Origin of the sequence: Janthinobacterium sp. NKUCC08_JDC (assembly GCF_019345575.1) — a bacterium.
GTDB lineage: Bacteria > Pseudomonadota > Gammaproteobacteria > Burkholderiales > Burkholderiaceae_D > Janthinobacterium > Janthinobacterium aestuarii.
In genome coordinates this window covers 133334-147546 of sequence record NZ_JAHKQW010000015.1, presented here as the reverse complement: position 1 = coordinate 147546, position 14213 = coordinate 133334, and the positions used below count along the sequence as shown (strand labels likewise).

Genomic DNA, 14213 nt, shown 5'->3' with positions numbered 1-14213 from the left:
CGCCTTGTGGCGCAAGCGGGCCAGCGGCGTGCCCGTCAAGGCATTGAAGGTACGTCCGCACGGCACGCAACGGTAGCGCTGCAGGCCGTGCGCATGGCCATGCCGGTGCAAGTGCGCCGAGTGGCAGGCGGGACAGGCCAATCGCGGCTGGGCCACACTTTCCAGCAGCGCGACGGTCGCGTCGTGTGGAGAGTTGCCACGCAGCAGGGCAATGCCTGCCTGCCGCTGGCGCCGGTTCAACTGCGCAAACTGCGCGATAAAACTGATCCATTCGGCTGGCTGCATGATCTGCTCCCTGCGTGGTGAGTATGCAGAGTCAGACAACACAAGCAAGGGAAGATTCCGGCATTTCCCCTATTTGCCGATGACAGAGCCAAAAAAAAAGACGCCGCAGCGTCTTTTTTTTGGGGACAGGTGAATTATCCCGCCAGCTTGGCCTTCAGCAGTTCCGTCAGCTGGGCCGGGTTGGCCTTGCCTTTGGAGGCTTTCATGGCCTGGCCGATCAGCGCGTTGATGGCCGCTTCTTTGCCGGCGCGGTACTGCTCCACCGACTTGGCATTCGCCGCCAGCACTTCATCGACGATGGCTTCCAGGGCGCCCGAGTCCGAGATCTGCTTCAGGCCCTTGGCGTCGATGATGGTGTCGACCAGGTTCTCGTCGCTGGACTTCGCTTCCCACATGCCGGCGAAGACTTCTTTCGCCGCCTTGTTCGAGATCGTGCCGTCGGCGATGCGCTTGAGCATGGCGGCCAGCTGTGCAGCGGAGACGGGTGCGTCGTCCAGGTCCACGCCTTCTCGGTTCAGGATCGACGACACGTCGCCCATCAGCCAGTTGGCGGCGGCCTTGGCGTTTTCCTTGCCGGCCTTGTCGACCACGGCGACGAAATAGGTGGCCATGGCTTTCGACTGCGTCAGCACCAGCGCATCGTAGTCAGGCAGCGCGTATTCGCTGATGAAACGGGCGCGCATGGCGGCCGGCAGTTCCGGCATCGAGGCCTTGACGGTGTCGATCCACGCTTGCGAGATGACCAGCGGCGGCAAGTCAGGGTCCGGGAAGTAGCGGTAATCCTGCGCGTCTTCCTTGCTGCGCATTTCGCGCGTTTCCTTGCGGTCCGGATCGTACAGGCGCGTCGCTTGCACGACCTTGCCGCCGTCTTCGATCAGCTCGATCTGGCGGCGCACTTCCACGTGCACGGCTTCTTCGATGAAGCGGAAGGAGTTCAAGTTCTTGATTTCGCAGCGGGTGCCGAATTCCTTCTGGCCGACAGGGCGCACGGAGACGTTGACGTCGCAGCGGAACGAGCCTTCCTGCATGTTGCCGTCGCAAACGCCCAGCCACATGACCAGCGAGTGCAGGGCCTTGGCGTAGGCCACGGCTTCGGCGGCGCTGCGGATTTCCGGTTCCGAGACGATTTCCAGCAGCGGCGTGCCGGCGCGGTTCAAGTCGATGCCGCTCATGCCCGCGTAGTCTTCGTGCAGCGACTTGCCGGCGTCTTCTTCCAGATGAGCGCGCGTCAGGTTGACCGTCTTGGTGACGAATTCGCCATCCTTCTCGTAGCCGAAGGTCAGGGCGCCGCCGATGACGACGGGGTCTTCGAACTGGCTGATCTGGTAGCCCTTCGGCGAATCCGGATAAAAATAGTTTTTGCGCGCGAAGACCGAGTGCGGCGCGACGGTGGCGCCCACGGCCAGGCCGAAGCGGATCGCGCGGTCGACGGCCTGCTTGTTCATCACCGGCAGCACGCCTGGCAGGGCCAGGTCGACAGGACTCGCCTGCGTGTTGGCGTCGGCGCCGTACTTGATCGGCGAACCGCTGAAAATTTTGGATTCGGTCGTGAGCTGCACGTGGTTCTCAAGACCGATGACGACTTCCCATTGCATAGTGTTCTCGCTTATTTTTTGGTGGCGCCGCCTGGGCGGCGCGTCTGTTCTTATTAAATACCGGCAGGGCTGCGCGTATGCCAGTCCGTCACTTGCTGGAACTGGTGGGCGACGTTCAGCAGCCTGGCTTCGCCAAAATAATTGCCGATGATTTGCAGGCCGACGGGGCGCTTGCTGTTTTTCTCGCCTTCGCCGAAGCCGCAAGGTATCGACATGCCGGGCAGGCCGGCCAGGCTGGTCGACAAGGTGTAGATGTCGGCCAGGTAGTTCGCCACCGGGTCGTCCGTCTTGTCGCCCAGGTCCCAGGCGACGGTCGGCGCGACCGGACCCATGATGACGTCGCAGACGGCGTTCGGGCCATTCAGGACGGCGTCGAAATCCTGCGCGATCAGGCGGCGGATCTTTTGCGCCTTCAGGTAGTAGGCATCGTAGTAGCCGTGGCACAGCACATAGGTGCCGACCATGATGCGGCGCTGCACTTCCGGGCCGAAGCCCTGGGCGCGCGACTTCTTGTACATGTCCTGCAAGTCCTTGTACTCGGTGGCGCGGTGGCCGTAGCGCACGCCATCGTAGCGCGACAGGTTCGACGACGCTTCGGCCGGGGCGATCATGTAGTAGGCGGGAATCGACAGGGCCGTGTTCGGCAGCGAGATGTCGACCAGGGTGGCGCCCAGCTTTTCATACTGCGCCAGCGCGCCGCGCACGGCCGCTTCCACGTCCTTGGCCAGTCCTTCGCCGAAGTATTCGCGCGGCACGCCGATGCGCAAGCCGGTGAGCGGTTGATCGAGGTCGCGCGAAAAATCTTCCGCCACGCCGCCTTGTTCCGGCGACAGGCTGGTCGAATCGCGCTCGTCGAAGCCGGCCATGGCACTCAAGAGCAGGGCGCAGTCTTCGGCCGAGCGGGCCATCGGGCCGCCCTGGTCCAGCGACGAGGCAAAGGCGATCATGCCGAAGCGCGAGACGCGGCCATACGTCGGCTTGATGCCGGTGATGCCGCAAAAAGCGGCAGGCTGGCGAATCGAGCCGCCCGTGTCGGTGCCGGTGGCCGCCGGCGTCAGGCCGGCCGCCACGGCGGCGGCCGAGCCGCCCGACGAGCCGCCCGGCACGGCGTGCTTGTCCCACGGATTCCGCACGGCGCCGAAGGCGGAGTTCTCATTGCCGGAGCCCATGGCGAATTCATCGCAATTGACCTTGCCCAAGGTGACCATGCCGGCCGCCTGGAATTTTTCCACCACGGTGGCGTCAAACGGGCTGGCGTAGTTGGCCAGCATTTTCGAGCCGGCCGTCGTGCGCCAGCCTTTGGTGACGAACAAGTCCTTGTGCGCGATCGGCACGCCGGTCAATGGCGTGGCCGTGCCGGCGGCGATGCGCGCGTCCGCTTCGGCCGCTTGCGCCAGGGTCAGGGCACGGTCGACGTGCAAAAAGGCGTTCGAGTTGTCCGCTTCGATGCGGTCGAGGAAATGCGTCGCCAGCGCAACGGCGGAAATTTCCTTGTTCTGCAAAAGCGTGGACAGCTGTTTGATGGATTTTGTATGCATGGCGTTTCTATTTTGATATTCAGCAAAAAGGCGGGAACAACGCAGCGGCGTGTTTATTCGATGACCTTGGGGACCAGATACAAGCCATCTTGTACCTTCGGCGCCACGGCCTGATAGGCGTCGCGGCGGTTCTGTTCCGTGGCCAGGTCTTCGCGCAGGCGCAGGGCGATATTGTCCATGTGGGCGGCCAGCGGGTGGCTCAGGGGCGCCACGCCATCGGTATTGACGGCTTGCATTTGTTCTGCCAGTGCAAAAATCTTGTTCAATTGGGCCAAAGACGTGACGGCCTGGTCGTCGGCCATTTCAAGTTGGGCCAGGTGGGCGATGCGTTTTACGTCGGAGAGTGTCAGGGACATGGCGAATGGCGCGGAGTGCCGCGCATTAGTATTAAGTTGGCGTTTTGATAAAACGCGGGTATTTACTGCTATTTTGCTCACAAAAATCGAGGAATGCCGCGTAACTCGCGGCTGCAAGAGTCGCACTTTTCCATGGTTTTTGAGCAAATCGCATTCAAATTATAAGGTAGAATGGCGGGTTAATGCGTTGCCGGCGCTGATGGACCGCTGCCGCAGCATAGAAAAGATTGCGCAAGCGCCAAGCGAAACCCGAAAAAATCGCCTCCACGGATTTTCAGGGTGCCTGAAAGCGCCCGCTTTGAAACTCCCCATAAACAGCTTTTGCGCAGCTCGATGCGCTACAGGACACTCATGTTTGGTTTTTTACGCAGGTATATCTCCACCGATCTGGCCATTGACTTGGGCACGGCCAACACCCTTATTTATGTACGCGGCCTCGGTATCGTCCTGGACGAGCCATCCGTCGTCGCCATCCGCCAGGAAGGCGGTCCGAATGGCAAGAAGACCATTCAGGCAGTCGGCAAGGAAGCCAAGCAGATGCTGGGCAAGGTGCCGGGCAATATCGAAGCGATTCGTCCGATGAAAGATGGCGTGATCGCCGACTTCACCGTGACCGAGCAAATGCTCAAGCAATTCATCCGCATGGTGCACGACTCGAAATTCTTCCGTCCATCGCCGCGCATCATCATTTGCGTTCCTTGCGGTTCGACCCAGGTCGAACGCCGCGCGATCCGCGAATCGGCGCTGGGCGCCGGCGCCTCGCAGGTGTACCTGATCGAAGAACCGATGGCCGCGGCCATCGGCGCGGGCTTGCCCGTGTCCGAAGCGACCGGCTCGATGGTGGTCGACATCGGCGGCGGTACGACCGAAGTGGGCATCATCTCGCTGGGCGGCATGGTCTACAAGGGTTCCGTGCGCGTGGGCGGCGACAAGTTCGATGAAGCCATCGTCAACTACATCCGCCGCAACTACGGCATGCTGATTGGCGAACAGACGGCCGAAGCCATCAAGAAAGCCATCGGTTCGGCTTTCCCTGGTTCGGAAGTGAAGGAAATGGAAGTCAAGGGCCGCAACCTGTCCGAAGGCATCCCGCGCTCGTTCACCATCTCCAGCAACGAGATCCTCGAAGCGCTGACCGACCCGCTGAACAACATCGTCTCGGCCGTGAAAAACGCGCTGGAACAGACGCCGCCGGAACTGGGCGCCGACATTGCCGAAAAAGGCATGATGCTGACGGGCGGCGGCGCACTGCTGCGCGACCTGGACCGCCTGCTGATGGAGGAAACCGGCCTGCCGGTGCTGGTGGCCGAGGATCCGCTCACCTGCGTGGTGCGCGGTTCCGGGATGGCACTGGAACGTATGGACAAGCTCGGCTCGATCTTCTCCTACGAATAATCTGACAGAAGGGCCGGAAACCAATCCGGCCTTTTTTTGGTTTTGGCGCCGGCGTTTGACCGGGGCCTGCACGTTGGCGCACTGCGCCTGGCCTGATCATTGGAAGTCATGGAATACAGTCCTCCGCCACTTTTCAAACAAGGCGCCTCCGCCCGCGTCAAGATGATGGTGTTCGCCGGCATTTCTATCGCCCTGCTGCTGGTCGATTCGCGCATGCACGCGCTGACGGCCGTGCGCCAGGCAGTCGGCACCGTGCTGTATCCGGTGCAGATGGCGGCGCTGGTGCCGCGCGATGTGGCGCTTGGCGTCGGCAATTACTTTTCTTCGCTGTCCGCCCTGGAAAAACAGGTGCGCGACCTGAAGCACGAACAGATCGCCTCGGCGCAGATCCTGCAGCAGGCGCAGCTCAACATCGTTGAAAACAACCACCTGCGCAAGCTGATGGAAGCGCGCGAGCGCGTCCCCGTCAAGACCATGATGGCCGAAGTGCTGTACGACACGCGCGATTCGGCCACGCGCAAGATCGTGCTCGATCGCGGTATCCAACATGGCGTGGAACTGGGCCGCCCCGTGATCGACAACCTCGGTGTGGTGGGACAGGTCACGCGCGTGTTCCCGTTCACCTCCGAAGTGACCTTGCTGACCGATGAGGAGCAGGCCATTCCCGTGCAGCTGCTGCGCAATGGCGTGCGCAGCGTGGCCATCGGGCGCGGCAAGTCCGGCACCATGGAGCTGCGCTTCACGGCCCCCAGCGCCGACATCCAGATCGGCGACATCGTCATTACCTCGGGCCTCGACGGCCTGTACCCGGCTGGCCTGGCCGTGGCGCGCGTGACCCTGGTCGAGCGCAATGCGCATGGCCCGTTCGGCCGCGTCGTGTGCCAGCCGCTGGCCGGCATCGAACGCAACACCCAGCTGCTCATTTTGATGACGTCGCCCGAGATTCCGCCGCGTCCGCCCGCTGAGGAAGTCAAGACGGGCCGCAAGATCGCCGGCAAGATGGCGCCGATCAAGGACCCTGCCAAGGAGGCTGCGGCAGCTGCAGCGCCTGCCGCCAAGCCGCCTGCCGCCAACGCGGCCGCGCCCGCGCCCGCAAAACCTGCGACGCCCGCGCCCGCACCTGCCGCCGTGCCACCGAAGGAAGCGACACGATGAACCGCCCGCATTACATCCTGCTGCCGGTCAGCCCCCTGTTCATCGGCTTTTCCCTGCTATGCGCTTTTCTGCTGAACCTGCTGCCATGGGGGCAGTTCGTCGGCGTACCCGATTTCGTCGCGCTGGTGCTGGTCTTCTGGGGCATCCACCAGCCGCGCAAGGTCGGCATCGGCGTGGCCTTCTTCATGGGCCTGATGATGGACGTGCACGACTCTACCCTGCTGGGCGAGAACGCGCTGGCCTACACCTTGCTGTCGTATTTCGCCATCATGATGCACCGCCGCGTGCTGTGGTTCCCCATCATGACGCAGGCGCTGCACGTGCTGCCGCTGCTGCTGCTGACGCAGGCGCTGCAATTGCTGACGCGCTTGATCGTTTCGGGCCGCTTCCCCGGCTGGCTCAATTTCATCGAGAGCTTCGTCGCCGTCGCCCTGTGGCCCATCGTCACGTGGATCTTGCTGGCACCGCAGCGCCGCGCCGTGGACCGCGACCATAACCGGCCGATCTGACGAGCGCCTGCCATGACTGAACTCAAGAACACCGAGCGCGAACTGCATTTTTTCCGCATGCGCCTGACCATCCTGGGCGCGCTCGTCTTCGTCTGCTTTTCGCTGCTGCTGGCGCGCTTCATCTGGCTGCAGGTGATCAAGCACGAGGACTATGCGACCAAGGCCGAGGACAACCGCATCGCCGTGGTGCCCATCGTGCCTACGCGCGGCCTGATCCTCGACCGCAACGGCGTGGTCCTGGCGCGCAATTACTCGGCCTACACCCTGGAAATCACGCCGTCGAAATTGAGCGCCAGCCTCGATTCCGTGATCGACGAGCTGTCGACCCTGGTGCAGATCGACATCAAGGATCGCCGCCGCTTCAAGAAGCTGCTGGAAGAATCGAAGAACTTCGTCAGCGTGCCGCTGCGCACGCGTTTGACGGACGAGGAAGTGGCGCGCTTCACGGCGCAGCGTTTCCGTTTCCCCGGCGTCGAGGTGCAGGCGCGATTGTTCCGCCAGTATCCGATGGGCGAAGTGGCCTCGCACGTGGTGGGCTTCATCGGCCGCATCAACCGCAATGAATCCAAGGCGCTGGAAGAGGGCGAGGACGCGGCCAACTACAATGGCACCGACCATATCGGCAAGGAAGGCCTGGAAAAAAGCTACGAAAAGCAGCTGCACGGCACCACCGGCTACGAAGAAGTGGAAGTGTCGGCCGGCGGGCGCGCCATGCGCACCCTGTCGCGCACGGCGGCCACCCCCGGCAACAACCTGATCCTGTCGATCGACATCGAACTGCAAAAAGTGGTCGAGGAAGCGTTCGGCGAATGGCGCGGCGCGGCCGTGGCCATCGACCCGGCCACGGGCGACATCCTCGCCTACGTGTCCAAGCCCGGCTACGACCCGAACCTGTTCGTCGACGGTATCGACCAGCAAAGCTGGAACGAACTCAATACCTCGCTGGACCGGCCGATGGTCAACCGTCCCCTGTCCGGCACCTACGCGCCCGGCTCGACTTTCAAGCCTTTCATGGCGCTGGCCGCGCTGGAACTGGGCAAGCGCACGCCGAGCCAGTCGATTTCCGATCCCGGTTTCTTCATGCTGGGCGGGCATATGTTCCGCGACGATAAAGTCGGCGGCCATGGCACGGTGGACATGCACAAGTCCATCGTCGTCTCGTGCAACACCTATTACTATCAGCTGGGCCGCGACATGGGCATCGACGCCATTCACGACTTCATGAAGCCGTTCGGCTTCGGCCAGCTGACGGGCATCGACCTGAATAACGAAAAGACGGGCGTGCTGCCGTCGACGGAATGGAAGCGCAACCGCTTCAAGACGCCGCAGCAGAAAAAATGGGTGGGCGGCGACACGATTTCGGTGAGTAACGGCTCCGGCTACAATTCCTACACGCCGCTGCAGATCGCCCACGCGACGGCCAACCTGGCCAACAACGGCGTGGTGATGAAGCCGCATCTGGTGAAGATCATCGAAGACGCCGCCACGCGCGCGCGCACCCTGACGGTGCCGAAGGAAAGCTACCGCATTCCGCTCAAGCAGGAAAACATCGACACCATCAAGCGCGCCATGGTGGGCGTGACGAGCGAACAGGGCGGCACGGCCGCGCGCATCTTCACCGGCGTGCAGTACACGGTGGGCGGCAAGACGGGTACGGCACAGGTGGTGGGCATCAAGAAAAACGAGAAGTACAATGCCAAGCTGCTGGCCGAGCGCCTGCGCGACAACGCCTTGTTTACGGCCTTCGCGCCGGCCGACAAGCCGCGTATCGCGATCGCCATCGTGGTGGAAAACGCGGGCTTCGGCGCCGGCGTGGCCGCCCCGATCGCGCGCAAGGCGCTCGACTACTACCTGCTGGGCAAGCGTCCGAGCGACAAGGAAAGGGACACCACCAAGGTGCCCAAGGAAGATGTCGACGAAGTGCGCACCCTGGAAGAAATCACGGACGAGCAGGCCGCCCCGGCACCTGCCAGGCAATAAGGAAGCACATGCCCATTAACGAGAGGCGCTCGCTGTGGCGGCGCGCCAAACCCTACTTGGCGGTGTTCGATCCGCCGCTGATGATCATCATCCTGATGCTGCTCAGTACCAGCTTGCTGACCCTGTATTCGGCCAGCATCGGCATCCCCGGCAAGATCGAGGATCACCTGCGCAACATCCTGCTGTGCTTTTTTGTCATGTGGGTGGCGGCCAATGTCACGCCGCAGATGATGATGCGCATCGCCGTGCCCGTGTACACGGTATCTGTGATCCTGCTGGTGGCCGTGGCGCTGTTCGGCACCATCAAGCTCGGTGCGCGGCGCTGGCTGCATATCGGCGTGATCGACATCCAGCCGTCCGAATTCCTGAAGATCGCCACGCCGCTGATGCTGGCCTGGTTCTTCCAGCATAATGCGGGCGCCCTGCGCTGGAAGTCGTTCCTGATGGCGGCCGTGCTGCTGCTGGTGCCCGTGTACCTGATCGCGCGCCAGCCCGACCTGGGCACGGCGCTGCTGGTGGTGGCGGCCGGCTTTACCGTCATCTTCCTGGCCGGCCTGTCGTGGAAGGTGCTGGCCGGCTTGCTGATCACCTTTGTGTCCTGCCTGCCGATCGCCTGGTCGCACCTGCATGATTACCAGCGCGACCGCGTGATGATGCTGATCGACCCGACCAAGGACCCGCTGGGCAAGGGCTTCCATATCATCCAGTCCATCATCGCCATCGGTTCCGGCGGCATGACGGGCAAGGGCTGGACGCACGGCACGCAGGCCCACCTGGAATTCGTTCCGGAGCGCACGACCGATTTTATTTTTGCCGTATATTCCGAGGAATTCGGCCTGGTCGGTAACTTGATCCTGATGCTGATGTATTTGCTGCTGGTGGGACGGGGGATGATGATCGCCGCCAACGCCCCCAGTTTTTTCACTCGCCTGCTGGCAGGAGCGATAACTATGATTTTCTTTACGTACGCCTTTGTCAACATGGGCATGGTCAGCGGCATCGTGCCGGTGGTCGGCGTCCCCCTCCCATTCCTCAGCTATGGCGGCACCGCGCTGCTGACCCTGGGCGTGGCCACCGGTATCCTGATGAGTATTCAGCGCCACCGCAAGCTGGTGCAGACCTGATGCGGGCGCCTTTCGACACCTTTGCCACACGCGGATTGAGCCTGGCGGTCTTGCTGACCCTGGCCGCCTGCGGCACCACGCCGCAAAAGCCCGCATCGAATAACGTGCCGCTGCCGTCCGGCGGCAAGGTCAAGGTGCCCGTACGCCAGGATCCCACCTTGCCGGTATTGCCGGCGGCCGGCTCCGGGCGCGGCGGCTACTACAAGGATGACGGCCCCGGTGACAATCCGCCCGCCAACCTGCGCGACGTACCCGATGCGGAAGTGCGCAACGAGCCGTATTCGACGCGCTCGAACCGCCCGTATGTCGTCTTCGGCAAGACCTACACGCCGATCACCGACAACGAACCGTTCAAGCAGAAGGGCACGGGCACCTGGTATGGCAAGAAGTTCCATGGCCAGCGCACCTCGTCAGGCGAAATCTACGATATGTACAAGATGACGGCGGCCCACCCGACCTTGCCGATTCCATCGTATGCGCGCGTGACGAGCATCGACAGCGGCCAGCAGGTGATCGTGCGCATCAACGACCGCGGCCCGTTCCACGCCACGCGCGTCATCGACGTGTCCTATACGGCGGCGCTGAAACTGGGCTTCCTTGGCAAGGGCAGCCACCAGGTGGTCGTCGAACGCCTGCTGCCGGCCGATATCGACGCCATCCTGGCCGCTCGCGCGGCGCCGAAGCCGGTGCCGTCGGTGGTGGCCAGGTCGATCGATACGCCGGCCGACAGCGAACCGGAAATGCGCGCCGTGGTGCAGCCTGAAGTCACCGCGCTGTCAGCGGTCGATTCCACCGTAGCCGCGCCCGCGCCAGCGGCGCTGGCCACCGGCTTCTACCTGCAGCTGGGCGCCTATTCGCGTGCGGACAATGCGGAAGCGGGCCGCGAGCAACTGGCGCCGTATGCGCAAACGCTGGGCAATCTCGATGTGGTGCCGGCCGGCCCGTTGTTCCGCCTGTACGGCGGACCGTTTACGAGCCGCACCGATGCGGCGCGCGCGGCGGCCAGCCTGCCGGCGTCGGCGGGTGTCAAACCGATCGTCATTGAGAGGTAAGCGTAGGTCGGAATAGCGGGGCCGCCGAGGTGTGCAAGCGCGTAATCCGACACCATGGTTGGCGTCGCTGGCGTTGTCGGATTACGCGCAAGCGCTAATCCGACCTACCTGGCTGGCATCAAGCCCATCGTCATTGAGAGATGAACGTAGGTCGGATTAGGCGCAAGGCGCCGTAATCCGACGCGATTGTCAGCAGTCATTTACAGGTGCGCAGTTCCTGCTCCGGGAACTGCGCCTTGATTTTCTCCAGCCGCGCGCGCGTGGCCGCGTCGAGGTCGCGGAACTGGTAAGCGAATTGCTTGCTGGCGCTGTAGCGCGGCGCGATGCGGGCACTGTGCACGCCCTGTTTGTTGAGCATTGCCAGCTGGCTTTGCGCGCTCGTTTCCGACTTGAACACGCCCAGTGAAATGCCCCAGCGTAGCGGGCTGCTTTCATTCATGATGAAGTAATTCGTCACGCCCAGCTGCTTCAATTCGCCGGCCTTGCGGTCGGCGCCTTCCTTGCTGCCCTGCGGCGGGATGTACACCATGTAGCTGGAAATGTCCTGGCCGGCCACGTTGCGGCGCGACTGGCGGTCGCCCAGGTCCAGCGCGGCCAGTTGCGCTTCGAAGCGGCGGCCGTCGGCCAGCAGGAAATTGCCCACTTCCGTGCACGCATACGATGGCGCCGCCGTTGCCGCTGCCGCTGTCGCGCCGGCGGTGGCTGGCGGCGCGGCGGGCGCCGTGGCCTGCTCCTGCGTCAGCAAGGTGAGCTTGCTCGCCTGCAGCTGGTTTTTCAGGCGCGCCGGTTCGCGCGTCTCGGCGCGAAAACTGCCCAGATAACCCTGGCCGATGGCCAGCACCAGCAGGTTGACGCCGGCCAGCAGCCAGAAGACGAATTTCAGCATACGTGGTTTCCTTGTGTTCCTGCGGCCCCGGCGCGCGCGGCCGCTTGCAGGCCGATCATGACGATATTATCGACCAGGTGCAGCGGCACCGCCAGCGCCAGGGCCGGTGCGATGCGCGGCGCGGCGCCGCCCGACAGCAGGCAGGCGCTGGCGCCGTGCATGCGCACGGCCCGTTCGATGGCGCCCGCCTGGGCCGCCAGGCAGCCGGAGAGGATGGCGTCGTCCGTGTTGTCGGCAAAGCCGGCCGGCAGCGCGGCGTCGCTGGCGATTTGCGGCAGCTGCGCCGTGTTGCGCGCCAGCGAGCTGGCCATCAGTCCCAGTCCCGGCAAGATCATCCCGCCGAGGAAAACGCCATCGGCCGTGACGGCGTCGATGGTGGTGGCGGTGCCGCAATTGGCGACGATGACGGGCAGGCCAGGCGCCAGCGCTTGCGCGCCGATGGCGGCGGCAAAGCGGTCGCACCCCAGCTGCGACGGCGCGCGGTAGCCGTTCGTCAATCCCGCCAGCTGCGGCAGCGAGACAAAGTCGCGGGCAGCGACCGGCAGCATGGCGCGCAGGCGCGTGCCGATGACGGCGCCGGCCACGTTCGACAGCAGCGCCTCATGGATGGCCAGTTGCGCCCATTGCGCAGCCAGGGTGTCGATCTGCGCATGCGCGACGGCGCCGCTGGCCAGCCAGCCGCCGGCGGCACTGTCGTTAGCCACGAGTGCCCATTTGATGCGCGTATTGCCGGCGTCGATCAGCAGCAGCATGTGCTTACTCCCCCAGCAGGCGCAAGGACACGTCGCCGGACATGACTTCCTGCAGGCCGCCATCGGTGCGCAGCAGCAGGCGGCCCAGGTGATCCACGCCGGCCGCCACGCCTTGCTGTAGCAGCTGGCCGTTGTCGAGGATTTTCACGTGCTGGCCCTGCCAGGCGTGCAGCAGGTTCCAGCGCTCCGTAAACGGCGCAAAGCCCGTGTCGTCGAATTCGGCCAGCACGCCGGCCAGGCGGCTCAAGAGCGCGGCTACCAGGGTATTGCGTTCCATCTGCGCGAGCCAGGGCACGGCCGAGACGCTGCGGCCGATCTGCCGTTCCAGCGCATCGGGCATCAGCAGATTGATGCCGCAGCCGATGACGGCCCACACGCCGCCGTCGGGTGCCTGCTGCGTTTCGACGAGAATGCCGGCCAGTTTATGGCCATCCTTGAGCAGGTCGTTCGGCCACTTCAGCTGCACCGGCACGCCCAGCGAGGACATGGTTTCGGCCAGCGCCACGCCGACGGCCAGCGGCAATCCCACCAGCTGATGCAGCGGTCCCTTGAAGCGCCAGGCCAGCGAGAACATCAGGCTGGCGTCCGCCTGCGACACCCACGGCCGTCCGGCGCGCCCCCGTCCGGCCGTCTGCTGGCCGGCGATGCGCAGGGTCGGGCCGGCCAGGGTGGCGCAGCGCGCCAGCAAGTCGGCGTTGGTCGATCCCGTTTCGTCGACCACCTCTATGCATACGTGGGCGGCGCCCGTGGCGCAATGGGCGGCGATGGCCGCGCTGTTCAAGTCTGAGTGCTTCGTCATGGTGATAGGGTCAGTTGCGCGCCTTGTGCGGCGCATTCGCGAAGGCCCGGTCGTAGACGGCATTGGGCAGCGCGCGCAGCAGCTTGGCGACGACGCCCATCTGCCACGGGATCACGCGGTAGCTGTCGCCGTCGGCGATGGCGCGCGCGGCGCGCACGGCGAATTTTTCGGCCGGCATCAGGAAAGGCATGCGGTAGGCGTTGTGGCGCGTCATCGGCGTGTCGATGTAGCCGGGCGTGATGGTGACGACCTTGATGCCCGCCGGTTTCAATTCCAGGCGCAGCGATTCGCAGTAGCTGATGATGGCCGCTTTCGAGGCGCTGTAGGCTTCGGCACCGGGCAGGCCGCGAATGCCGGCCACGCTGCCGATGCCCACCAGGCGTCCGCTGCCCTGGTTTTTCATGGCGGCGATGAAGGGCGCGAAGGTGGCGACGGTGGCCGTGACGTTGATGGCCATGAGGCGCGCGAAGGCGTCGAGGTCTTCCGCGTGTTCGCTCAGGGTGCCGTACGACACGCCGGCGCTGGCGATGACGATGTCGATGCCGCCGGCATGGGCGATGAAGTCATCGGCCGCGCTTTTCAGGGCGGCGTGGTCGCACACATCGACGGCATAGGCGCGGTGGCGTTCAGGGTGGGGCAGGGAAGCGATCAGTTGCCGCAGCGTGTCGCCGCGGCGGGCCAGCAAGCCCAATTGGGCGCCCTGGCGCGCGTACTTCAGCGCCAGGGCGGCGCCCAATCCGCTCGACGCGCCCGTGATGAAAACGCGTTGCATCAGGCGATGCCCGGG

The 14213-nt window shown here is 64.1% G+C and carries 13 protein-coding genes and 1 pseudogene; 6 read left to right on the top strand and 8 right to left on the bottom strand.

What is annotated here, in order from left to right; all coding sequences use genetic code 11:
* From KO538_RS25415 to gatC, 4 genes and pseudogenes are all read right to left on the bottom strand, one after another.
* Positions 1-285: pseudogene (locus KO538_RS25415) on the bottom strand (IS1595 family transposase); the annotation flags it as partial.
* Between the two features lie 134 nt (positions 286-419).
* Positions 420-1895: an Asp-tRNA(Asn)/Glu-tRNA(Gln) amidotransferase subunit GatB gene (gene gatB / locus KO538_RS25410; protein WP_374106885.1), complete on the bottom strand. Its 1476-nt coding sequence runs from the start codon at positions 1893-1895 to the stop codon at positions 420-422.
* A gap of 38 nt (positions 1896-1933) precedes the next feature.
* Positions 1934-3418, bottom strand: a complete 1485-nt coding sequence (gene gatA / locus KO538_RS25405; RefSeq protein WP_219330035.1) for an Asp-tRNA(Asn)/Glu-tRNA(Gln) amidotransferase subunit GatA — start codon at positions 3416-3418, stop codon at positions 1934-1936.
* A 53-nt stretch (positions 3419-3471) separates the two neighbouring features.
* Positions 3472-3774, bottom strand: a complete 303-nt coding sequence (gatC, locus tag KO538_RS25400) for an Asp-tRNA(Asn)/Glu-tRNA(Gln) amidotransferase subunit GatC (RefSeq protein ID WP_034749369.1) — start codon at positions 3772-3774, stop codon at positions 3472-3474.
* A 351-nt stretch (positions 3775-4125) separates the two neighbouring features.
* On the opposite strand from gatC, the gene KO538_RS25395 reads away from it, so the two are divergent.
* The 6 genes from KO538_RS25395 to KO538_RS25370 all read left to right on the top strand — a co-directional run bounded on the left by KO538_RS25395 (position 4126) and on the right by KO538_RS25370 (position 10989).
* Positions 4126-5169, top strand: coding sequence for a rod shape-determining protein (locus KO538_RS25395; protein WP_010393186.1), 1044 nt, complete (start codon positions 4126-4128; stop codon positions 5167-5169).
* 108 nt (positions 5170-5277) lie between these two features.
* Complete coding sequence (mreC, locus tag KO538_RS25390; RefSeq protein WP_139091769.1) at positions 5278-6324, top strand: rod shape-determining protein MreC; 1047 nt, start codon at positions 5278-5280, stop codon at positions 6322-6324.
* Positions 6321-6833: a rod shape-determining protein MreD gene (mreD, locus tag KO538_RS25385; RefSeq protein WP_034749354.1), complete on the top strand. Its 513-nt coding sequence runs from the start codon at positions 6321-6323 to the stop codon at positions 6831-6833. Before mreC ends, mreD begins: the two co-directional genes overlap by 4 nt.
* Before the next feature lie 12 nt (positions 6834-6845).
* Positions 6846-8813, top strand: a complete 1968-nt coding sequence (gene mrdA, locus KO538_RS25380) for a penicillin-binding protein 2 (RefSeq protein ID WP_070301605.1) — start codon at positions 6846-6848, stop codon at positions 8811-8813.
* Between the two features lie 8 nt (positions 8814-8821).
* Complete coding sequence (gene rodA / locus KO538_RS25375; protein WP_034749348.1) at positions 8822-9937, top strand: rod shape-determining protein RodA; 1116 nt, start codon at positions 8822-8824, stop codon at positions 9935-9937.
* Positions 9937-10989: a septal ring lytic transglycosylase RlpA family protein gene (locus KO538_RS25370; protein WP_219330034.1), complete on the top strand. Its 1053-nt coding sequence runs from the start codon at positions 9937-9939 to the stop codon at positions 10987-10989. Before rodA ends, KO538_RS25370 begins: the two co-directional genes overlap by 1 nt.
* A 196-nt stretch (positions 10990-11185) precedes the next feature.
* Here KO538_RS25370 and KO538_RS25365 read toward each other — a convergent pair whose 3' ends face one another.
* From KO538_RS25365 to KO538_RS25350, 4 genes are read right to left on the bottom strand one after another with little or no spacing between them, the layout of a single operon-like run.
* Positions 11186-11875, bottom strand: a complete 690-nt coding sequence (locus tag KO538_RS25365) for an SPOR domain-containing protein (protein ID WP_219330033.1) — start codon at positions 11873-11875, stop codon at positions 11186-11188.
* Positions 11869-12627: a type III pantothenate kinase gene (locus KO538_RS25360; protein ID WP_219330032.1), complete on the bottom strand. Its 759-nt coding sequence runs from the start codon at positions 12625-12627 to the stop codon at positions 11869-11871. The genes KO538_RS25365 and KO538_RS25360 overlap by 7 nt, the downstream gene beginning before the upstream one ends.
* Before the next feature lie 4 nt (positions 12628-12631).
* Positions 12632-13426, bottom strand: a complete 795-nt coding sequence (locus tag KO538_RS25355) for a biotin--[acetyl-CoA-carboxylase] ligase (RefSeq protein ID WP_072456674.1) — start codon at positions 13424-13426, stop codon at positions 12632-12634.
* Positions 13427-13436: 10 nt separating this feature from the next.
* Positions 13437-14198 carry an SDR family oxidoreductase gene (locus KO538_RS25350; protein ID WP_219330031.1) on the bottom strand — a complete coding sequence of 254 codons (762 nt, stop codon included), beginning with the start codon at positions 14196-14198 and terminating at the stop codon, positions 13437-13439.
* Between the last annotated feature and the right edge of the window lie 15 nt (positions 14199-14213).

Coding starts and splice junctions, on each gene's coding strand:
- gatA (WP_219330035.1), bottom strand. CDS start 3,418: ATGCATACAAAATCCATCAAACAGCTGTCCACGCTTTTGCAGAACAAG.
- KO538_RS25355 (WP_072456674.1), bottom strand. CDS start 13,426: ATGACGAAGCACTCAGACTTGAACAGCGCGGCCATCGCCGCCCATTGC.
- KO538_RS25360 (WP_219330032.1), bottom strand. CDS start 12,627: ATGCTGCTGCTGATCGACGCCGGCAATACGCGCATCAAATGGGCACTC.
- mreD (WP_034749354.1), top strand. CDS start 6,321: ATGAACCGCCCGCATTACATCCTGCTGCCGGTCAGCCCCCTGTTCATC.
- KO538_RS25350 (WP_219330031.1), bottom strand. CDS start 14,198: ATGCAACGCGTTTTCATCACGGGCGCGTCGAGCGGATTGGGCGCCGCC.
- KO538_RS25365 (WP_219330033.1), bottom strand. CDS start 11,875: ATGCTGAAATTCGTCTTCTGGCTGCTGGCCGGCGTCAACCTGCTGGTG.
- mrdA (WP_070301605.1), top strand. CDS start 6,846: ATGACTGAACTCAAGAACACCGAGCGCGAACTGCATTTTTTCCGCATG.
- mreC (WP_139091769.1), top strand. CDS start 5,278: ATGGAATACAGTCCTCCGCCACTTTTCAAACAAGGCGCCTCCGCCCGC.
- KO538_RS25395 (WP_010393186.1), top strand. CDS start 4,126: ATGTTTGGTTTTTTACGCAGGTATATCTCCACCGATCTGGCCATTGAC.
- rodA (WP_034749348.1), top strand. CDS start 8,822: ATGCCCATTAACGAGAGGCGCTCGCTGTGGCGGCGCGCCAAACCCTAC.
- KO538_RS25370 (WP_219330034.1), top strand. CDS start 9,937: ATGCGGGCGCCTTTCGACACCTTTGCCACACGCGGATTGAGCCTGGCG.
- gatC (WP_034749369.1), bottom strand. CDS start 3,774: ATGTCCCTGACACTCTCCGACGTAAAACGCATCGCCCACCTGGCCCAA.